The sequence below is a fragment of the Streptomyces sp. CB01635 genome (genome assembly GCF_002803065.1).
Taxonomy (GTDB): domain Bacteria; phylum Actinomycetota; class Actinomycetes; order Streptomycetales; family Streptomycetaceae; genus Streptomyces.
This window is the reverse complement of record NZ_NNBL01000006.1, coordinates 212,520-232,232: the sequence shown is the minus strand read 5'-3', so window position 1 is coordinate 232,232 and position 19,713 is coordinate 212,520. Positions and strand designations below refer to the sequence as shown.

The window sequence follows — 19,713 nt, the reverse complement described above, 5'->3', positions numbered from 1 at the left end:
CATGAAGATCAAGAAGGGCGACCTGGTACAGGTCATCACCGGTAAGGACAAGGGCAAGCAGGGCAAGGTCATCGCGGCCTTCCCCCGCGAGGACCGCGTCCTGGTCGAGGGTGTCAACCGGGTCAAGAAGCACACCAAGGCCGGCCCCACCGCCAGCGGTTCGCAGGCCGGTGGCATCGTCACGACCGAGGCCCCTGTCCACGTGAGCAATGTTCAGCTCGTGGTGGAGAAGGACGGCAACAAGGTCGTCACGCGTGTCGGTTACCGCTTCGACGACGAGGGCAACAAGGTTCGCGTTGCCAAGCGGACGGGTGAGGACATCTGATGGCTACCACCACGACTCCGCGTCTCAAGACGAAGTACCGCGAGGAGATCGCGGGCAAGCTGCAGGAAGAGTTCTCGTACGAGAACGTCATGCAGACCCCGGGCCTCGTCAAGATTGTGGTCAACATGGGTGTCGGCGACGCCGCCCGTGACTCCAAGCTCATGGACGGTGCCGTCCGTGACCTGACCACGATCACCGGTCAGAAGCCGGCCATCACCAAGGCCCGCAAGTCCATCGCGCAGTTCAAGCTGCGTGAGGGTCAGCCGATCGGTGCCCACGTCACGCTCCGTGGCGACCGCATGTGGGAGTTCCTGGACCGCACCCTGTCGCTCGCGCTTCCGCGCATCCGCGACTTCCGTGGTCTGTCTCCCAAGCAGTTCGACGGCCGTGGCAACTACACCTTCGGTCTCACGGAGCAGGTCATGTTCCACGAGATCGACCAGGACAAGATCGACCGCGTCCGGGGTATGGACATCACCGTGGTCACCACGGCGACCAACGACGCTGAGGGCCGCGCGCTCCTTCGTCACCTCGGCTTCCCCTTCAAGGAGGCGTAACCGAGATGGCGAAGAAGGCTCTTATTGCCAAGGCTGCTCGTAAGCCGAAGTTCGGTGTGCGTGGCTACACCCGCTGCCAGCGCTGCGGCCGCCCGCACTCCGTGTACCGCAAGTTCGGCCTGTGCCGCGTGTGCCTTCGTGAGATGGCTCACCGTGGCGAGCTGCCGGGCGTGACCAAGAGCTCCTGGTAATCCCCTTCTGTCCTTAGGGACTTGGGAATTACCGGACGCTCTCGGTAAGTATTTGGACGGCGGGAGCCCCCCTTCACATGCCGTAGGCTTGTGGGGTTGGGCGCCCGCCGCCCATACCGACTTACTACGCCGTAGGTCCCCGCACCGCACCCGTCCCGCCTCTGTGTGGGGAGAGGGATGGCGCATACAGGAAACCCCGGCGAGAGAGGCCGAAGGCCACTTCATGACCATGACTGATCCGATCGCGGACATGCTGACTCGTCTGCGTAACGCGAACTCGGCATACCACGACACCGTGGCAATGCCGCACAGCAAGATCAAGTCTCACATCGCGGAGATCCTCCAGCAGGAGGGCTTCATCACGGGCTGGAAGACCGAGGACGCCGAGGTTGGCAAGAACCTCGTCCTCGAGCTCAAGTTCGGCCCGAACCGTGAGCGCTCCATTGCGGGCATCAAGCGGATCTCCAAGCCCGGTCTCCGGGTTTACGCGAAGTCCACCAACCTGCCCAAGGTCCTCGGCGGCCTCGGCGTGGCGATCATCTCCACGTCGCACGGTCTTCTGACCGGCCAGCAGGCAGGCAAGAAGGGCGTAGGTGGGGAAGTCCTCGCCTACGTCTGGTAGTCGGGAACGGAGGAATAGCTAATGTCGCGTATTGGCAAGCTCCCCATCACGGTTCCCGCCGGCGTGGACGTCACCATCGACGGTCGTACGGTCTCGGTTAAGGGCCCCAAGGGTTCCCTCAGCCACACGATCGTCGCTCCGATCGTCATCACGAAGGACGAGGACGGCGTGCTGAACGTCGCCCGTCCCAATGATGAGCGTCAGAACAAGGCTCTGCACGGCCTGTCCCGCACGCTGGTGGCCAACATGATCACCGGCGTGACCCAGGGTTACGTGAAGAAGCTCGAGATCAGCGGTGTCGGTTACCGCGTCCTGGCGAAGGGCTCCAACCTGGAGTTCTCGCTCGGCTACAGCCACTCGATCGTGATCGAGGCGCCCGAGGGCATCTCCTTCAAGGTCGAGTCGCCGACCAAGTTCTCGGTCGAGGGCATCGACAAGCAGAAGGTCGGCGAGGTTGCGGCCAACATCCGCAAGCTGCGCAAGCCCGACCCGTACAAGGCCAAGGGCGTCAAGTACGAAGGCGAAGTCATCCGCCGCAAGGTCGGAAAGGCGGGTAAGTAAGCCATGGCATACGGTGTCAAGATTGCTAAGGGCGACGCTTACAAGCGTGCTGCCATCAAGCGCCGTCACATTCGTATCCGTAAGCATGTTTCGGGTACGGCCGAGCGTCCGCGCCTGGTCGTGACGCGTTCGAACCGCCACATCGTGGCCCAGGTCATCGACGACGTTAAGGGTCACACCCTCGCGTCGGCGTCGACCCTGGACACCTCGATCCGTGGTGTCGAGGCCGACAAGTCCGCGCAGGCCGGCAAGGTCGGCGCCCTGGTCGCCGAGCGTGCCAAGGCCGCGGGCGTCGAGGCTGTCGTGTTCGACCGTGGTGGTAACCAGTACGCCGGGCGCATCGCCGCTCTGGCGGACGCCGCCCGCGAAGCCGGTCTGAAGTTCTGATCCGGTTCCGTAGCTAGCGGAAAACGAAGAGAGGTAATTCCAATGGCTGGACCCCAGCGCCGCGGAAGCGGTGCCGGTGGCGGCGAGCGGCGGGACCGGAAGGGTCGCGACGGTGGCCCTGCCGCCGAGAAGACCGCATACGTTGAGCGCGTTGTCGCGATCAACCGTGTCGCCAAGGTTGTCAAGGGTGGCCGTCGCTTCAGCTTCACTGCGCTCGTCGTAGTGGGCGATGGCGATGGCACGGTAGGCGTCGGTTACGGCAAGGCCAAGGAGGTGCCGGCCGCCATCGCCAAGGGTGTTGAGGAGGCCAAGAAGCACTTCTTCAAGGTCCCCCGTATCCAGGGCACCATCCCGCACCCGATCACGGGCGAGAAGGCTGCGGGCGTCGTCCTGCTCAAGCCTGCTTCCCCCGGTACCGGCGTTATCGCCGGTGGCCCGGTGCGTGCTGTCCTTGAGTGCGCCGGCGTTCACGACATCCTGTCGAAGTCGCTCGGCTCGTCCAACGCGATCAACATCGTGCACGCGACCGTGGCGGCCCTCAAGGGCCTGCAGCGTCCCGAGGAGATCGCGGCTCGCCGTGGTCTGCCCCTCGAGGACGTCGCCCCCGCGGCTCTGCTTCGTGCACGTGCGGGAGCGGGTGCGTAATGGCTCGCCTCAAGATCACGCAGACGAAGTCGTACATCGGCAGCAAGCAGAACCACCGCGACACCCTGCGTTCGCTCGGGCTCAAGCGCCTGAACGACGTGGTCGTCAAGGAGGATCGTCCCGAGTTCCGCGGCATGGCTAACACCGTGCGGCACCTCGTGACGGTCGAGGAGGTCGACTGATCATGGCGGAGAACAACCCGCTCAAGATCCACAACCTCCGTCCCGCCCCGGGCGCCAAGACCGCGAAGACCCGTGTGGGTCGCGGTGAGGCGTCCAAGGGTAAGACGGCCGGTCGTGGTACCAAGGGCACGAAGGCCCGTTACCAGGTTCCGGAGCGCTTCGAGGGTGGCCAGATGCCCCTCCACATGCGTCTCCCGAAGCTCAAGGGCTTCAAGAACCCGTTCAAGACCGAGTTCCAGGTCGTGAACCTCGACAAGCTGAGCGCGCTGTACCCGGAAGGTGGCGAGGTCACCGTTGAGGGTCTCGTCGCCAAGGGTGCCGTTCGCAAGAACAGCCTCGTCAAGGTCCTCGGCCAGGGTGAGCTCACCGTGGCGCTGCAGGTGACGGTTGACGCCGTCTCCAACTCCGCCAAGGAGAAGATCACCGCCGCCGGCGGTACCGTCACCGAGCTCGTCTGACCTTTTCAGACGTCTCGATGACATGAGCGATTCCCAACCGGGGATGCCCCATATTTGGGGCATCCCCGGTTGGTCGTTCCAAGGGGGGCATGGTCGCCGGTATGGTGGCCTGCACTGTGCTGTATCCGTCTGGGGCTGACGCCCCGGGCCGGGCGGTGTGTCCTGAAGGCGACGAGTCTGATGGATCTTCACCCGGTGCTTGACTGTTTACGCATTCCTTCATTCATCGAACCTCAAGACCGTCACCTCTGACGCACGTGCGCGGGGGTCGCAGGAGGCACCGTGCTCACCGCGTTCGCCCGGGCGTTCAAGACGCCCGACCTGCGCAAGAAGCTGCTCTTCACGCTCGGCATCATCGTGATCTACCGGATGGGTACGCATGTACCGATCCCGGGAGTCAGCTACTCGAACGTCCAGACATGCGTGGACGCGAACAAAGGCACGCAGGGGCTGTTCGGTCTCGTCAACATGTTCAGTGGTGGCGCGCTCCTGCAGATCACGATCTTCGCGCTCGGCATCATGCCGTACATCACCGCGAGCATCATCCTGCAGCTGCTCACTGTCGTGATCCCGCGGCTCGAGGCCCTGAAGAAGGAGGGTCAGGCGGGTACGGCGAAGATCACGCAGTACACGCGTTACCTGACCGTGGCGCTCGCCATCCTCCAGGGCACCGGCCTCGTCGCGACCGCTCGCAGCGGCGCCCTCTTCCAGGGCTGCCCCGTCGCGAACCAGATCGTCCCGGACCAGTCGATCTTCGTGACGATCACGATGGTCATCACGATGACCGCCGGTACCGCCATCGTCATGTGGCTCGGTGAGCTCATCACCGACCGCGGCATCGGCAACGGCATGTCGATCCTGATGTTCATCTCGATCGCCGCCACCTTCCCGAGCGCCCTGTGGACCATCAAGACGACCGGCGACCTCGCCGGCGGCTGGATCGAGTTCGGCGCCGTGATCCTGGTGGGCCTCGTGATGGTCGGCCTGGTGGTGTTCGTCGAGCAGGCGCAGCGCCGCATTCCTGTCCAGTATGCGAAGCGCATGATCGGTCGCCGGTCTTACGGCGGTACGTCCACCTACATCCCGCTGAAGGTCAATCAGGCGGGTGTGATCCCTGTCATCTTCGCCTCGTCGCTGCTCTACATCCCGGCCCTCGTCGCGCAGTTCGCGGGAGGCAATTCCGGGTGGAAGACCTGGATCAACGACCATCTGACCAAGGGAAATCACCCCTATTACATCGTTTCGTACTTCCTCCTGATCGTTTTCTTCGCGTTCTTCTACGTGGCGATCTCGTTCAACCCCGAGGAAGTCGCGGACAACATGAAGAAGTATGGTGGCTTCATCCCGGGCATCCGGGCTGGCCGGCCGACCGCTGAGTACCTGAGCTACGTACTCAACCGGATCACCTGGCCGGGTTCGCTGTATCTGGGTCTGATCGCTCTCGTACCAACGATGGCGTTGGTTGGCTTCGGGGCAAGCCAGAACTTCCCGTTCGGTGGGACAAGCATCCTCATCATCGTGGGTGTCGGTCTGGAGACGGTGAAGCAGATCGAGAGCCAGCTTCAGCAGCGCAATTACGAAGGGTTCCTCCGCTGATGCGTATCGTCCTCGTCGGGCCGCCCGGTGCGGGCAAGGGAACGCAGGCCGCGTTCCTTGCCAAGGACCTGTCGATTCCGCACATCTCCACGGGCGACCTCTTCCGTGCCAACATCAGCCAGGGCACGGAGCTGGGCAAGCAGGCAAAGGCGTTCATGGACGCCGGCAACCTGGTTCCCGACGAAGTCACCATTGGGATGGCCAAGGACCGCATGGAGCAGCCGGACGCCGTGAACGGCTTCCTGCTCGACGGCTTCCCTCGCAACGTCTCGCAGGCCGAGGCGCTCGACGTCGCCCTCAAGGCGGACGAAGTGAAGCTCGACGCGGTCCTGGACCTCGAGGTCCCCGAGGACGAGGTGGTCAAGCGCATCGCCGGCCGCCGCATCTGCCGCAAGGACTCCGCGCACGTCTTCCACGTGTCGTACAAGCAGCCGAAGCAGGAAGGCGTCTGTGACGTCTGCGGCGGCGAGCTGTACCAGCGCGAGGACGACAGCGAGGACACCGTTCGCAAGCGGCTCGAGGTCTACCACACGCAGACCGAGCCGATCATCGACTACTACCGGGCCCAGGGCCTGGTGCGGACGATCTCGGCGCTCGGCAAGGTCGACGAGGTGACCGCGCGGGCCATGGAGGCCCTCAAGCGCGACAAGTAAGTCGTTACGCTGCTCCGGCCGCGGTGCCCGCACAGGGCGCCGCGGCCGTAGTGTTGTCCAGGTAAACCCGTAGGACGGAAGACGGAGAGCGCAGGCCCCCATGGTGCAGATCAAGACCCCCGAGCAGATCGCCAAGATGCGTGAGGCGGGGCTGGTCGTCGCCGCGATCCACGCGGCGACGCGTGAGGCCGCGGTGCCCGGTGCCGCCACCCGGGACCTGGACGAGGTCGCGCGCAAGGTGCTCGACGAGCACGGGGCCAAGTCGAACTTCCTCGGCTACGGAGGATTCCCCGCGACCATCTGCACCTCGGTCAACGAGGTCGTCGTCCACGGCATCCCGGACGAGAAGACCGTCCTCAAGGACGGCGACATCATCTCCATCGACTGCGGCGCGATCATCGACGGCTGGCACGGCGACGCCGCGTACACCGCGTTCGTCGGGACCGGCCACGCTCCGGAGCTGGTCGAGCTCTCGCGGGTGACCGAGGAGTCGATGTGGGCCGGCATCGCCGCGATGAAGAACGGCAACCGGCTCGTCGACATCTCCCGCGCCATCGAGTCCTACATCCGCCGCCAGCCCAAGCCGGGCGGCGGCAAGTACGGCATCGTCGAGGACTACGGCGGCCACGGCATCGGCACCGAGATGCACATGGACCCGCACCTCCTGAACTACGTCGAGCGCCGCCGCGGCAAGGGTCCGAAGCTCGTCCCCGGCTTCTGCCTCGCGATCGAGCCGATGGTCTCCCTCGGCACCCCGCGCACCGAGGTCCTCGAGGACGACTGGACGGTCATCACCACGGATGGCACCTGGTCCTCGCACTGGGAGCACTCCATCGCGCTGACCGAACAGGGCCCGCTGGTCCTCACGGCCCCCGACGGCGGCAAGGCGAAGCTGGCCGAGCTCGGTGTCACTGCGGCACCCGACCCGCTGGCCTGACGACGGCCGCTGCTGCGGAGGGTGTCTTCGCTGCTCCGGGTCCCCTTGCATGATGATCTTGAGTGTGGGGCAAACTTCCCCGATTCGTCTTTCCGGGGGCCCTGACGTAGACTGACTCGTCGGCTCTCGTGCACACGCATGCCTGCATGTACGTGCTGAGTCGATCAAGGTAGTCGATTCGAAGGGCAAAGCGTGGCCAAGAAGCAAGGTGCCATCGAGATCGAAGGCACTGTCGTCGAGTCTCTCCCGAACGCCATGTTCAAGGTGGAGCTCCAGAACGGCCACCAGGTCCTGGCTCACATCAGCGGCAAGATGCGTATGCACTACATCCGTATCCTCCCTGACGACCGGGTCGTGGTGGAGCTGTCTCCGTACGACCTGACGCGTGGCCGGATCGTCTACCGGTACAAGTAGATCTTGCCCGCACCCTGCCTCGCGCGGGGTGGTGGCACTGACCCGGAGAACCTCACCCAATGAAGGTCAAGCCGAGCGTCAAGAAGATCTGCGACAAGTGCAGGGTGATCCGCCGTCACGGCCGGGTCATGGTTATCTGCGACAACCCGCGCCACAAGCAGCGCCAGGGCTGACGCACTACTGCAGTTCGCAGAGTTTCGCGCGACGCAAGTAAGCACACATGCAGGACCCGTCCCTCTTCAGATCCATTGGTAATGGAGGGCGACACCCCCGGTCGGAGGCCGGGGACCCAGGATGTACCTCGTACGGCACCTGGGAACGGTTCTGCTGAAGACCTCCGAGTATCAACAGGAGCCTTGAATGGCACGCCTTGAAGGCGTTGACCTCCCGCGCGACAAGCGCGTAGAGGTTGCCCTCACCTACGTGTTCGGCATTGGCCGCACGCTGTCCCAGCAGACGCTGGACGCCACCGGTGTGGACCGCAACATCCGCGTTCGTGATCTGTCCGAAGAGGACCTGATCAAGATCCGCGAGTACGTGGACGCGAACATCCAGACCGAGGGTGACCTCCGTCGCGAGATCCAGGCCGACATCCGCCGCAAGGTCGAGATCGGCTGCTACCAGGGTCTTCGCCACCGTCGTGGCCTGCCCGTCCGCGGTCAGCGCACCAGCACGAACGCTCGTACCCGCAAGGGCCCGCGTCGCGCCATCGCCGGTAAGAAGAAGCCGGGCAAGAAGTAGTCCTCGCTCAGCGGTCTATCGACAGCTGTCGCTGCAGGACCGACCACCTCCCGTAGGAGTAATAGATGCCCCCCAAGGGTCGTCAGGGCGCTGCCAAGAAGGTGCGCCGCAAGGAAAAGAAGAACGTTGCCCATGGGCACGCTCACATCAAGAGCACGTTCAACAACACGATCGTGTCCATCACGGACCCGACCGGCAACGTGATCTCGTGGGCCTCCGCCGGCCACGTCGGCTTCAAGGGCTCGCGCAAGTCCACTCCGTTCGCCGCGCAGATGGCCGCCGAGTCGGCCGCGCGTCGCGCCCAGGAGCACGGCATGCGCAAGGTTGACGTCTTCGTCAAGGGTCCGGGCTCCGGCCGCGAGACCGCGATCCGTTCCCTCCAGGCCACGGGCCTCGAGGTCGGTTCGATCCAGGACGTCACGCCGACCCCGCACAACGGCTGCCGTCCGCCCAAGCGTCGCCGCGTCTGACCTGACGTACGACTGCTTGGTCTGAGGTTTTCGGGCGGTACGGCTCTTAGGGGCCGTATCGCCCGTACCCTTGTTACTGCATCAACACCGGGCCGCCACCCGGTGGCATCAGGGCATCAAATAGTGGGTGCCCCTGACTGAAGGATTCCTTCATGCTTATTGCTCAGCGCCCGTCGCTGACCGAAGAGGTCGTCGACGAGTTCCGCTCCCGGTTCGTCATTGAGCCGCTGGAGCCGGGCTTCGGTTACACCCTCGGCAACTCGCTTCGCCGCACCCTCCTGTCGTCGATCCCCGGCGCTGCTGTCACCAGCATCCGTATCGACGGTGTCCTGCACGAGTTCACCACCGTGCCGGGCGTCAAGGAAGACGTCACCGACCTCATCCTGAACATCAAGCAGCTGGTCGTCTCCTCGGAGCACGACGAGCCGGTCGTGATGTACCTGCGCAAGCAGGGCCCGGGACTGGTCACCGCCGCCGACATCGCGCCCCCGGCCGGTGTCGAGGTGCACAACCCCGACCTCGTCCTCGCCACGCTCAACGGCAAGGGCAAGCTGGAGATGGAGCTGACCGTCGAGCGCGGTCGCGGCTACGTCTCCGCCGTCCAGAACAAGCAGGTCGGTCAGGAGATCGGGCGCATCCCGGTCGACTCGATCTACTCGCCGGTCCTGAAGGTCACGTACAAGGTCGAGGCGACCCGTGTCGAGCAGCGCACCGACTTCGACAAGCTGATCGTCGACGTCGAGACGAAGCAGGCCATGCGTCCGCGTGACGCCATGGCGTCGGCCGGTAAGACCCTGGTCGAGCTGTTCGGTCTCGCCCGCGAGCTGAACATCGACGCCGAGGGCATCGACATGGGCCCGTCCCCCACGGACGCCGCCCTGGCCGCCGATCTGGCGCTGCCGATCGAGGAGCTCGAGCTCACCGTTCGGTCGTACAACTGCCTCAAGCGCGAGGGCATCCACTCCGTGGGTGAGCTCGTCGCCCGCTCCGAGGCGGACCTGCTCGACATCCGCAACTTCGGTGCGAAGTCGATCGACGAGGTCAAGGCGAAGCTGGCCGGCATGGGTCTTGCGCTCAAGGACTCGCCTCCCGGCTTCGACCCGACCGCCGCCGCCGACGCCTTCGGCGCCGACGACGACGCGGACGCGGGCTTCGTCGAGACCGAGCAGTACTAGGCGCTCCGCGAGGACGCCGGATTTCGGCTGCGGGTCCGCTTCGGCTGGTCGCGCAGTTCCCCGCGCCCCTTACGGGGCGCGGGTCTCCGACGGGCATCCGCCCGCTCGGACACTGACCCTGGTACCTGATACGGCCGGGGCAGACATCTAGGAGAAACACCATGCCGCGTCCCGCCAAGGGTGCCCGTCTGGGCGGCAGTGCCGCGCACGAGAAGCTGCTTCTCGCGAACCTCGCGAAGTCGCTCTTCGAGCACGGCAAGATCACGACGACCGAGGCCAAGGCCCGTCGTCTGCGTCCGTACGCGGAGCGTCTGGTCACCAAGGCGAAGAAGGGCGACCTTCACAACCGCCGTCAGGTGCTCCAGGTCATCACCGACAAGAGCGTCATCCACACGCTCTTCACGGAGATCGCCCCGCGCTACGAGAACCGTCCGGGTGGTTACACCCGTATCACCAAGATCGGTAACCGCCGTGGCGACAACGCGCCCATGGCTGTCATCGAGCTGGTCGAGGCGCTGACGGTTGCGCAGCAGGCCACCGGTGAGGCCGAGGCCGCCACCAAGCGTGCCGCCAAGGACACCGAGGCTGCCGCTCCGGCCGCCGAGGTCGTCGAGGACGCCGCAGCGGTCGAGGCCGCTGAGGAGTCCAAGGACGCCTGAGGCTCTGCCTTGATGTGAGCGGGTCCGCCCTTCGGGGCGGGCCCGCTTTCGTATTGCCTTTGCCTGAGAGGATCTGTGAGTGAGTGACGAGGTAGAGCCCGGGTTCGTGCGGGTGCGGCTTGATCTGTCGTACGACGGCAAGGACTTCTCCGGGTGGGCGAAGCAGGCCAGCGGCCGGCGGACCGTGCAGGGCGAGATCGAGGACGCGCTGAAGACCGTGACCCGGTCCGCGCAGACGTACGAGCTGACCGTGGCCGGGCGGACCGACGCCGGGGTGCACGCGCGCGGGCAGGTCGCGCATGTCGATCTGCCGGAGGACGTCTGGGCCGAGCACCAGGACAAGCTCCTGCGCCGGCTCGCGGGACGGCTGCCGCACGATGTGCGGGTGTGGAAGGTGGCTCAGGCTCCGAGCGGGTTCAACGCGCGGTTCGCCGCCGTGTGGCGTCGGTACGTGTACCGGGTGACCGACAACCCGGGCGGTGTCGATCCGCTGTTGCGCAGTCATGTGCTGTGGCACGACTGGGAGTTGGACCTCGACGCGATGAACACCGCCGCGGAGAAGCTGCTCGGGGAGCACGACTTCGCCGCGTACTGCAAGCGGCGCGAGGGCGCGACGACGATCCGTACGCTCCAGGAGCTGCGGTGGGAGCGGTCGCCCGACGGGATCCTCGAAGCGACCGTCCGGGCCGACGCGTTCTGCCACAACATGGTGCGCTCGCTGGTCGGCGCGATGCTGTTCGTCGGTGACGGGCACCGGACGCCGGACTGGCCCGCGAAGGTCCTGGCCGCCGGCGTACGGGACTCGGCGGTGCACGTGGTGCGGCCGCACGGCCTGACGCTGGAGGAAGTCGGTTACCCGGCCGACGAGTTGCTCGCGGCGCGCAGCAAGGAAGCCAGGAACAGGCGGACGCTGCCGGGGGCGCCCTTCTCGGAACCGGGGTGCTGCTGAGCCCCTACTGGGGCGCCTCGGCCGCAGCGGAGGCCTGCGCCTCGCCGCGCCGGGTGATCTGACGGAACGTGAACTCGGCGAGGTCGTCACCGGTGGTGAAGACCGCGCGGTCCTTGGTGGTGACGTCCCGGCCGCCGCTGGTGAAACCGGCGGTCGTGAAGTAGGCGTAGCGGCCGTACGAGTTGGTGGTCGAGCGGCAGATCGTCGTACGGCAGAACGCGGGGACGCCCGAGCCGGACAGGGAGGTCACGGTGCCCTTGGTGTACTGGTTCTTGGCCTTGGTGGCCTGGGCCTCCGTGTCGAAGACGGCGACGCCGACGGTGACCGCGACGCCGTCCTTCGCGTAGGTGGCGCGGATCAGGCGCGTGCAGTCGTTGCCCGTCAGGACGCCGCCGAGCGCGCCCTGGGTGGCCGAGGCGCAGCTCTTCGTGCTGGCGGTCGCGCCCTTCTTGTAGACGCGGTCGCTGACGGTCAGCTTGGTGCCGGGGAAGAGGGTGTCCGCGCTGAGCGGGGCCTTGTCCTTCTTGGCGCTGGAGATGAAGTCCTTGGGGTCGAGCGGGGGCGGGGGCGTGGTCTCCGCGAACGTAGGGTCGGCCGTGGCCGTGTCGCTGGGGATGTCAGCGGTCGTCGGCAGCTGGTCGGCGGGCTTGTTCGAGGCCGAGTTCTTGCCGTTGGCGGAGACGATCGCGAACGCGACGGCCGAGCCGACGGCGACCGTGGCGAGCGCGCCACCGCCGATCATCAGCCAGCGGCGGCGCCGCGCGCGTGTCTCGGACGCTTCGGCGAGTGCCGCCCAGTCCGGTCCCTGTGAACCACCACTGCCCCCGGAACCCCACTGGGGTCCCCCCTGCCCAAAGCTCATGGGGCGCATCTTAGACCGACGCGCAGGGGGTGCTGCGGCGCGGTGGGGAAGGGGGTGCGCAGGGTCTGGTCGATCTTGTGTGTGCCGTGTGTGCGCTTCCTGTGTGCCGGGGGTCACGCTCGTGCGGCGCTGCCTGCGGCGACGTGCGGTTTACTCTGGTAGACGGCAGGGCCGCCCAGTGCGGCGGATCCGGCGATGCCGGTGTCCAGGTCCGCGTTTTGACCCGTAAGGGGAAGCGCGGGTATCCTGCCTAGTCGTTGTGTGTATTGGCTTGCTCGCTCTCGCGTGAGGGGCCATGCGCAGGTTCCCTGGAGCAGTTACCAGTGGGCGGCATACGGGCGCTGAACCCGGCACTGTCGTCCCCAGCTGCACGATCGCTTCAGTGATGCCACTTTCAGCACCCATCCACTGAAGAAGAAGAAGGCTGCTAAGTGCGTACGTACAGCCCCAAGCCCGGCGACATCACTCGCCAGTGGTACGTCATCGACGCCCAGGATGTCGTCCTGGGTCGTCTGGCGACCACTGCCGCGAACATCCTGCGGGGCAAGCACAAGCCGATCTACGCCCCCCACGTCGACGCTGGTGACTTCGTCATCATCATCAACGCGGACAAGGTGCACCTCTCCGGCAACAAGAAGACCCAGAAGATGGCGTACCGCCACTCCGGTTACCCGGGCGGTCTGCGTTCGGTTCGTTACGACGAGCTGCTGGACAAGAACCCCGAGAAGGCCGTCGAGAAGGCCATCAAGGGCATGATCCCCAAGAACACCCTGGGCCGTCAGGTGCTCTCGAAGCTGAAGGTCTACTCGGGCGACCAGCACCCCCACGCTGCCCAGCAGCCGGTGCCGTTCGAGATCACCCAGGTCGCGCAGTAGTTCCGGCCACCCCCAAAGACGAAAAAGAATCTGAGGAGAATCGTGGCCGAGACCACCGTTGAGCAGCCGGTCGAAGAGACCGAGATTGTCGACGTCGAGCAGTACACCACCGAGTCCGAGGTCCCCGTCGAGGGTGAGTACACCTCGGAGTCGAACGCCGCGCGCTTCGGCGACCCGCAGCCGGCCGCCGGCCTGGGCCGTCGCAAGAACGCCATCGCGCGTGTCCGCATCGTGCCCGGCACGGGCAAGTGGAAGGTCAACGGGCGCACGCTCGAGGACTACTTCCCGAACAAGGTCCACCAGCAGGAAGTCAACGAGCCCTTCAAGGTGCTCGAGCTCGACAACCGCTACGACGTCATCGCCCGCATCTCGGGTGGCGGCGTCTCCGGTCAGGCCGGTGCGCTCCGTCTCGGTGTCGCCCGTGCGCTGAACGAGGCCGACGTCGACAACAACCGCGGCGCCCTCAAGAAGGCCGGTTACCTCAAGCGTGACGACCGTGCGGTCGAGCGCAAGAAGGCCGGTCTCAAGAAGGCCCGTAAGGCCCCGCAGTACAGCAAGCGCTAAATCGCTGCTGCTTGTTCGTTTCGTTCGCCCCGGCGGCACGCTGTGTGCCGCCGGGGCGTTCGTATATGGCGGCGCTGGGCGTTATAACGGCACAAGGTGCTCATAAGTTTTCATGCTCGGATGATTTCCGACGCTTCTTCGAGAATTGCGAAAGTTCGGAGGACACCAGTGGGACGACTGTTCGGCACGGACGGCGTACGAGGTGTCGCCAACGCGGATCTGACGGCCGAGCTCGCGCTCGGACTCTCCGTGGCGGCGGCACATGTGCTCGGCGAGGCGGGGACGTTCGAGGGGCACCGTCCGGTGGCCGTGGTCGGTCGTGACCCGCGGGCCTCGGGCGAGTTCCTCGAGGCCGCGGTCGTCGCGGGTCTGGCGAGCGCGGGCGTCGACGTCCTGCGGGTCGGCGTGCTGCCCACCCCCGCGGTGGCGCATCTCACCGGCGCGCTGGGCGCCGACCTCGGCGTGATGCTGTCCGCCAGTCACAACGCGATGCCGGACAACGGCATCAAGTTCTTCGCGCGCGGCGGCCACAAGCTCGCCGACGAGCTGGAGGACCGGATCGAGCAGGTCTACGAGCAGCACCGCACCGGTGCGCCGTGGGACCGCCCGACCGGTGCCGGCGTCGGCCGTGTGAACTCGTACGACGCGGGCTTCGACCAGTACGTCGCCCACCTCATCGGTGTGCTGCCCAACCGCCTCGACGGCCTGCGGGTCGTCCTGGACGAGGCGCACGGCGCGGCGGCCAAGGTCTCTCCCGAGGCGTTCACGCAGGCCGGTGCCCAGATCGTCACGATCGGCGCCGACCCGGACGGCCTGAACATCAACGACGGCTGCGGCTCCACCCACCTCGACCTGCTGAAGGCCGCCGTCATCAAGCACGGCGCCGACCTCGGCATCGCGCACGACGGTGACGCCGACCGCTGCCTGGCCGTCGACCACACGGGCGCCGAGATCGACGGGGACCAGATCCTCGCCGTGCTCGCCCTGTCGATGCGGGAGCACGGCGCCCTGCGCCAGGACACCGTTGTCGCGACCGTCATGTCGAACCTCGGCTTCAAGCTGGCCATGGAGCGCGAGGGCATCGAGTTCGTGGCGACCGCCGTCGGCGACCGGTACGTCCTGGAGTCGATGAAGGAGCACGACTACGCGCTCGGCGGCGAGCAGTCCGGGCACGTGATCATCCTCGACCACGCGACGACCGGCGACGGCACGCTCACGGGTCTGCTGCTCGCGGCCCGCGTCGCCCAGACCGGCCGCACCCTCCAGGACCTCGCCTCCGTCATGGAGCGCCTCCCGCAGGTCCTGGTCAATGTGCGCGACGTCGACAAGTCCCGCGTCACGACGTCCGCCGAGCTGGCCGCCGCCGTCACCGACGCCGAGCGCGAGCTGGGCGCGACGGGCCGGGTGCTGCTGCGCTCGTCCGGCACGGAGCCGCTGGTCCGCGTCATGGTCGAGGCCGCCGACATCGAGCAGGCCCGCTCGATCGCCGGGCGCCTCGCCGATGTCGTCAAGTCCACGCTCGGATAAGGCAGTTCGGAGGACCTAGGCAGGTCCGGCCGCAGGAGTGGCACGCTTGCGCTGCTTCGCCCAGAACCACTTCTGGGCGAGCAGGGTGAGCGTGCCGGCCAGGACGATGCCGCCGAGGTTCGCGAGGAGCTGGGCGGTCGAGCCCCACGTCTGGGCGTAGTCGCTGTACGCGAACGCCACCGCCGCGTTCGCCGCGGCCGGGACCGTCGTCACCGAGATGGCGACGCCGATCAGGGCGCCCGACTTCGCCGACGTGAGGGACAGCGTCCCGGCGATGCCCGCGAGGAACGCCACGACGAACGACATCCAGTCCGGCTTCCAGATGAACGACGTGTTCGGCCGGTCCGCCTCGATCATCGAGCGCGTGAACAGGCCGAACAGGTCAAGGAGCCAGCTGAACCCGGCCGTGAGCACCATCGCGGCGGCGAATCCCGCCAGCAGCGCCCACAGCGATCGCCACACCAGGCGCGGGGCGCGCTGCACCAGCGCCGTGGAGATCCCGGCGAGCGGCCCGAACTCGGGGCCGACGGCCATCGCGCCGACGATCAGGATCGCGTTGTCGAGCATCACACCGCAGGCCGCGAGCATCGTCGCGACGGCCAGGAACGCCACGTACGTGACGTTGAGTGTCGACTCCTCGTGCGTCGCGTCCGTCAGTGCTTCCCACAGGACCGCGTCCGCGCCCTCTCCCGGCGCCTCGTCCTCCGCCCTGTCGGCCAGCCTCGACAGCGACAGGTCGATGTTCTCGACGGCGATCGAGCCCGTCGTGTCGATGTGGAGGCCGCGCAGCCCGCTGATCAGCTCGTCGCCGGCCTCCCGGGCGACGTCGCACATCACGACGTCACCCTCGGGGTCGCGGGCCGCGCCCGGCACCACCACGAGATGCGTGGTGCCGACGGTCCTCTCGATCAGGCGGGCCACCGCGTCGGTCTTGTCGGCCGGGGTGATCAGTCGCAGGTGCAGCATGCGCGCAGCGTAGCTCTCCGGTTTTCTACAGCTTCCGCAGGCTCAGCCGCTGCACCTTGTGGTCGGGGCCCTTGCGCACGACGAGCGTCGCGCGGCCGCGCGTGGGCGCCACATTCTCCAGCAGGTTCGGCTTGTTGATGGTCCGCCAGGTAGTCCGCGCGTAGTCGAGCGCCTCCTCCTCGGAGACCTGCGTGTACTTGCGGAAGTACGAGGACGGGTTCTGGAACGCCGTCTGGCGGAGCTTCTTGAACCGGTTGAGGTACCAGCTCTCGATGTCCTCGGCGCGCGCGTCCACGTACACGCTGAAGTCGAAGTAGTCGGCGAGGCCGACGCGGGTGCGGCCGTCCTTGCCGGGCATGGCCGGCTGGAGGACGTTGAGGCCCTCGACGATGAGGATGTCGGGGCGGCGGACCGTGAGCTTCTGGCCGGGCACGATGTCGTAGATCAGGTGGGAGTAGACGGGCGCCGAGACCTCGTCCTTGCCCGCCTTGATGTCGGCGACGAAGCGGGTCAGTGCGCGTCGGTCGTACGACTCGGGGAAGCCCTTGCGCGACATCAGGCCGCGCCGCTCCAGCTCCTTCGTCGGCAGCAGGAAGCCGTCCGTGGTGACCAGCTCCACGCGCGGGTGCTCCGGCCAGCGGGACAGCAGCGCCTGGAGGAGGCGGGCGACGGTCGACTTGCCCACCGCCACCGAACCGGCGACCCCTATGACGAAGGGTGTGCCCGACTGGGACGCCTTCTCGACGGTCTCGCCGAGGAAGGTGTTGAGGGCGCCGCGCAGGGTGTCGGTGGCGCCGACGTAGAGGTTGAGGAGGCGCGAGAGCGGGAGGTAGATGTCCCGGACCTCGTCGAGGTCGATGACATCGCCGAGGCCGCGCAGTTTCTCCAGCTCATCGGCGGTGAGGGGGAGCGGCGTCTTGTTGCGCAGCGCGCTCCACTCGGTGCGGGTGAGGTCGACGTAGGGAGTCGCCTCCGGCTTGTGCCGGTGGGCGCTCCGGGGTGCCGTCGGGGGCACGGAGACCGAAGAGATCACAGTCCATTGTTACGGCTGTGTGGACGGGGTGGGGGGTGGGGTGCGTCACCTTGGGGGCGGTGAGGTGCGGCGGGTGGGGGTGCGGTGGGCTTTCTGTGCGTGGTTGGTGCCGGAATTCGCGGGTTTCCGTGGTCGCAGGTCTGGACCGGGCGGGGGAACGGGGATACGTTCCCGGCATCCGGCGCCGAGCCGCGCCGTCCGGGTGGGAGGGAACCGTTATGGCCGTGCCCCGATTGCGTGACCTCGTCCGGCGCAGACCCGGGCTGATTGGCGACGACTTCGCCGGTCAGGTGCGCAGTGAGCTCGCCCTCGACCTGCCCGACGAGGACCTGCGCGAGGATCTCGACGACTGTCTCGACCTCTACGAGATGGGCAGCAAGCCGCGCTGCGAGGAAGTGGAGTACCTGCGTCTGCTCGAAGACGCGCGGGACCGGATCGTCTGGGGCTGCTGACCGCGCGGCCTTAGGCTGCCGCCATGTGCGGAATCGTGGGATACGTCGGATCTCAGTCGGCGCTCGACGTCGTGCTCGCCGGGCTGAAGCGGCTCGAATACCGGGGTTACGACTCGGCCGGGGTCGCGGTGCTCGCCGACGGCGGCCTCGCCTCGGCGAGGAAGGCGGGCAAGCTCGCCAACCTGGAGAAGGAGCTCGTGGAGCGGCCGCTGCCGGCCGGGGCCACAGGCATCGGCCATACCCGCTGGGCCACCCATGGCGCCCCCACCGACGTGAACGCGCATCCCCACCTCGACAACGCCGGCCGCGTCGCCGTCGTCCACAACGGCATCATCGAGAACTTCGCCGAGCTGCGCGCCGAGCTCGCCGAGCGCGGGCACGTCCTGGAGTCCGAGACCGACACCGAGGTCGTCGCGCATCTGCTCGCCGAGGAGTTCTCCGTGTGCGCGGACCTCGCAGAGGCCATGCGGCTCGTCTGCCGACGCCTCGAAGGGGCGTTCACGCTGGTCGCCGTGCATGCCGACGAGCCCGACGTCGTCGTGGGCGCCCGGCGCAACTCGCCGCTCGTCGTGGGCGTGGGGGAGGACGAGGCGTTCCTCGCCTCCGACGTCGCCGCCTTCATCGCCCATACGCGCTCCGCGATCGAACTGGGCCAGGACCAGGTCGTCGAGCTGCGCCGGGACGGCGTACGGGACGGGGTGACCGTCACCGACTTCGACGGGCGGCCCGCCGAGGTGCGGTCGTACCACGTCGACTGGGACGCCTCCGCCGCCGAGAAGGGCGGCTACGACTACTTCATGCTCAAGGAGATCGCCGAGCAGCCGAAGGCGGTCGCCGACACGCTGCTCGGGCGCATCGGCGTCGACGGGGCGCTGACGCTCGATGAACTCCGTATCCCCGCGGCCGTGTTGAAGGGAGTCGACAAGGTCGTGATCGTGGCGTGCGGGACGGCGTTCCACGCCGGTCTCATCGCCAAGTACGCCATCGAGCACTGGACCCGGATCCCCTGCGAGGTGGAGCTCGCGAGTGAGTTCCGGTACCGGGATCCGATTCTGGGCGGGCGCTCGCTCGTCATCGCCATCTCCCAGTCCGGCGAGACCATGGACACGCTGATGGCGCTGCGGCACGCCCGCGCGCAGGGTGCGACCGTCCTCGCCATCTGCAACACGAACGGTTCGACCATTCCCCGCGAGTCCGACGCCGTGCTCTACACGCACGCCGGGCCCGAGGTCGCCGTCGCCTCCACCAAGGCGTTCCTCACGCAACTCGTCGCCTGCTATCTCGTGGCCCTGTACCTCGGGCAGGTGCGCGGCACGAAGTGGGGGGACGAGATCCGTGCGGTGATCCGGGACCTGGCCGACATCTCCGGTGAGGTCGAGCGCGTTCTGGAGACCATGGAGCCCGTGCGGGCGCTGGCCCGGTCGCTCGCCGACAAGCGGACCGTGCTCTTCCTGGGGCGGCACGTGGGCTATCCCGTCGCCCTTGAAGGCGCCCTGAAGCTCAAGGAACTCGCCTATATGCACGCCGAGGGCTTCGCCGCCGGTGAACTCAAGCACGGGCCCATCGCGTTGATCGAGGAGGACCTGCCTGTGGTGGTCGTCGTGCCGTCGCCCAAGGGGCGGTCCGTCCTCCACGACAAGATCGTGTCCAACATCCAGGAGATCCGGGCCCGCGGGGCGCGCACCATCGTGATCGCCGAGGAGGGCGACGAGGCGGTCGTCCCCTACGCCGACCATCTCGTGTGGATCCCTGCCACCCCTACGCTCCTTCAGCCGCTGGTTGCGACGGTGCCGTTGCAGGTGTTTGCTTGCGAGCTGGCCACTGCGCGGGGGAACGAGGTCGATCAGCCTCGGAACCTTGCCAAGTCCGTGACGGTGGAGTGACGGGCTGGATTTGATTACTAGGGGCTGGC

The 19,713-nt window shown here is 67.0% G+C and carries 27 protein-coding genes; 24 read left to right on the top strand and 3 right to left on the bottom strand.

From position 1 onward, the window contains the following. Position 1: 1 nt before the first annotated feature. The 19 genes from rplX (at position 2) to truA (ending at position 11,522) form a co-directional block, all read left to right on the top strand. Positions 2–325 (top strand): 50S ribosomal protein L24, encoded by a 324-nt coding sequence (rplX, locus tag CG723_RS20310; RefSeq protein ID WP_100594879.1) that lies wholly within the window; start codon positions 2–4, stop codon positions 323–325. Then, positions 325–882 (top strand): 50S ribosomal protein L5, encoded by a 558-nt coding sequence (gene rplE, locus CG723_RS20305; RefSeq protein ID WP_100594878.1) that lies wholly within the window; start codon positions 325–327, stop codon positions 880–882. The genes rplX and rplE overlap by 1 nt, the downstream gene beginning before the upstream one ends. A 5-nt stretch (positions 883–887) precedes the next feature. Then, positions 888–1,073: a type Z 30S ribosomal protein S14 gene (locus CG723_RS20300; RefSeq protein ID WP_003948630.1), complete on the top strand. Its 186-nt coding sequence runs from the start codon at positions 888–890 to the stop codon at positions 1,071–1,073. A gap of 223 nt (positions 1,074–1,296) precedes the next feature. Beyond that, on the top strand, positions 1,297–1,695 hold the full coding sequence (rpsH, locus tag CG723_RS20290) for a 30S ribosomal protein S8 (protein ID WP_030221010.1): 399 nt from the start codon (positions 1,297–1,299) through the stop codon (positions 1,693–1,695). Between the two features lie 21 nt (positions 1,696–1,716). Next, entirely contained in the window at positions 1,717–2,256 is a 540-nt protein-coding gene (rplF, locus tag CG723_RS20285; protein WP_100594877.1) for a 50S ribosomal protein L6, read from the top strand. A gap of 3 nt (positions 2,257–2,259) precedes the next feature. After that, complete coding sequence (gene rplR, locus CG723_RS20280; RefSeq protein ID WP_100594876.1) at positions 2,260–2,643, top strand: 50S ribosomal protein L18; 384 nt, start codon at positions 2,260–2,262, stop codon at positions 2,641–2,643. Between the two features lie 42 nt (positions 2,644–2,685). Beyond that, positions 2,686–3,288, top strand: a complete 603-nt coding sequence (gene rpsE / locus CG723_RS20275) for a 30S ribosomal protein S5 (RefSeq protein WP_100594875.1) — start codon at positions 2,686–2,688, stop codon at positions 3,286–3,288. Beyond that, on the top strand, positions 3,288–3,470 hold the full coding sequence (gene rpmD / locus CG723_RS20270; RefSeq protein ID WP_041985698.1) for a 50S ribosomal protein L30: 183 nt from the start codon (positions 3,288–3,290) through the stop codon (positions 3,468–3,470). The genes rpsE and rpmD overlap by 1 nt, the downstream gene beginning before the upstream one ends. A 2-nt stretch (positions 3,471–3,472) precedes the next feature. Next, positions 3,473–3,928, top strand: coding sequence for a 50S ribosomal protein L15 (gene rplO, locus CG723_RS20265; protein WP_100594874.1), 456 nt, complete (start codon positions 3,473–3,475; stop codon positions 3,926–3,928). Between the two features lie 282 nt (positions 3,929–4,210). Continuing rightward, a complete protein-coding gene (gene secY / locus CG723_RS20260) occupies positions 4,211–5,524 on the top strand; it encodes a preprotein translocase subunit SecY (RefSeq protein WP_100594873.1) in 1,314 nt (437 codons plus the stop codon). Beyond that, on the top strand, positions 5,524–6,177 hold the full coding sequence (locus CG723_RS20255; RefSeq protein ID WP_100594872.1) for an adenylate kinase: 654 nt from the start codon (positions 5,524–5,526) through the stop codon (positions 6,175–6,177). The genes secY and CG723_RS20255 overlap by 1 nt, the downstream gene beginning before the upstream one ends. A 100-nt stretch (positions 6,178–6,277) precedes the next feature. Then, positions 6,278–7,114: a type I methionyl aminopeptidase gene (gene map, locus CG723_RS20250; RefSeq protein WP_100594871.1), complete on the top strand. Its 837-nt coding sequence runs from the start codon at positions 6,278–6,280 to the stop codon at positions 7,112–7,114. A 192-nt stretch (positions 7,115–7,306) separates the two neighbouring features. After that, positions 7,307–7,528 carry a translation initiation factor IF-1 gene (infA, locus tag CG723_RS20245; protein WP_003948620.1) on the top strand — a complete coding sequence of 74 codons (222 nt, stop codon included), beginning with the start codon at positions 7,307–7,309 and terminating at the stop codon, positions 7,526–7,528. A 59-nt stretch (positions 7,529–7,587) separates the two neighbouring features. Further along, positions 7,588–7,701 (top strand): 50S ribosomal protein L36, encoded by a 114-nt coding sequence (gene rpmJ / locus CG723_RS20240; RefSeq protein WP_003974245.1) that lies wholly within the window; start codon positions 7,588–7,590, stop codon positions 7,699–7,701. Between the two features lie 187 nt (positions 7,702–7,888). Further along, the gene (rpsM, locus tag CG723_RS20235; protein ID WP_100594870.1) at positions 7,889–8,269 is read left to right on the top strand and encodes a 30S ribosomal protein S13; all 381 of its coding nucleotides are present in this window, start codon (positions 7,889–7,891) and stop codon (positions 8,267–8,269) included. 65 nt (positions 8,270–8,334) lie between these two features. Further along, positions 8,335–8,739 carry a 30S ribosomal protein S11 gene (gene rpsK / locus CG723_RS20230; RefSeq protein WP_003948617.1) on the top strand — a complete coding sequence of 135 codons (405 nt, stop codon included), beginning with the start codon at positions 8,335–8,337 and terminating at the stop codon, positions 8,737–8,739. Positions 8,740–8,891: 152 nt separating this feature from the next. Then, positions 8,892–9,914, top strand: a complete 1,023-nt coding sequence (locus CG723_RS20225; RefSeq protein WP_003966937.1) for a DNA-directed RNA polymerase subunit alpha — start codon at positions 8,892–8,894, stop codon at positions 9,912–9,914. A gap of 161 nt (positions 9,915–10,075) precedes the next feature. Continuing rightward, positions 10,076–10,573, top strand: coding sequence for a 50S ribosomal protein L17 (gene rplQ / locus CG723_RS20220; protein ID WP_100594869.1), 498 nt, complete (start codon positions 10,076–10,078; stop codon positions 10,571–10,573). A 79-nt stretch (positions 10,574–10,652) separates the two neighbouring features. Then, positions 10,653–11,522: a tRNA pseudouridine(38-40) synthase TruA gene (gene truA / locus CG723_RS20215; protein ID WP_100594868.1), complete on the top strand. Its 870-nt coding sequence runs from the start codon at positions 10,653–10,655 to the stop codon at positions 11,520–11,522. Between the two features lie 4 nt (positions 11,523–11,526). On the opposite strand, the gene CG723_RS46280 is transcribed toward truA, so the two are convergent. Next, the gene (locus CG723_RS46280) at positions 11,527–12,384 is read right to left on the bottom strand and encodes a hypothetical protein (RefSeq protein WP_159032494.1); all 858 of its coding nucleotides are present in this window, start codon (positions 12,382–12,384) and stop codon (positions 11,527–11,529) included. Between the two features lie 431 nt (positions 12,385–12,815). Between CG723_RS46280 and rplM the strand changes: the two genes are divergently transcribed. From rplM to glmM, 3 genes are all read left to right on the top strand, one after another. Then, entirely contained in the window at positions 12,816–13,259 is a 444-nt protein-coding gene (gene rplM / locus CG723_RS20200; RefSeq protein WP_100594865.1) for a 50S ribosomal protein L13, read from the top strand. A gap of 42 nt (positions 13,260–13,301) precedes the next feature. After that, entirely contained in the window at positions 13,302–13,823 is a 522-nt protein-coding gene (rpsI, locus tag CG723_RS20195; protein ID WP_100594864.1) for a 30S ribosomal protein S9, read from the top strand. Positions 13,824–13,991: 168 nt separating this feature from the next. After that, positions 13,992–15,350 (top strand): phosphoglucosamine mutase, encoded by a 1,359-nt coding sequence (glmM, locus tag CG723_RS20190; RefSeq protein ID WP_100594863.1) that lies wholly within the window; start codon positions 13,992–13,994, stop codon positions 15,348–15,350. 15 nt (positions 15,351–15,365) lie between these two features. Here glmM and CG723_RS20185 read toward each other — a convergent pair whose 3' ends face one another. Next, entirely contained in the window at positions 15,366–16,316 is a 951-nt protein-coding gene (locus CG723_RS20185; protein WP_100594862.1) for a DUF389 domain-containing protein, read from the bottom strand. A gap of 25 nt (positions 16,317–16,341) precedes the next feature. Beyond that, positions 16,342–17,331, bottom strand: a complete 990-nt coding sequence (gene coaA, locus CG723_RS20180) for a type I pantothenate kinase (protein WP_100594970.1) — start codon at positions 17,329–17,331, stop codon at positions 16,342–16,344. 236 nt (positions 17,332–17,567) lie between these two features. Here coaA and CG723_RS20175 point away from each other — a divergent pair, with 236 nt between their 5' ends. Together CG723_RS20175 and glmS are read left to right on the top strand one after the other, a co-directional pair. Next, on the top strand, positions 17,568–17,801 hold the full coding sequence (locus tag CG723_RS20175; protein WP_100594861.1) for a hypothetical protein: 234 nt from the start codon (positions 17,568–17,570) through the stop codon (positions 17,799–17,801). Positions 17,802–17,824: 23 nt separating this feature from the next. Then, entirely contained in the window at positions 17,825–19,684 is a 1,860-nt protein-coding gene (gene glmS, locus CG723_RS20170) for a glutamine--fructose-6-phosphate transaminase (isomerizing) (RefSeq protein WP_100594860.1), read from the top strand. Positions 19,685–19,713: the final 29 nt, after the last annotated feature.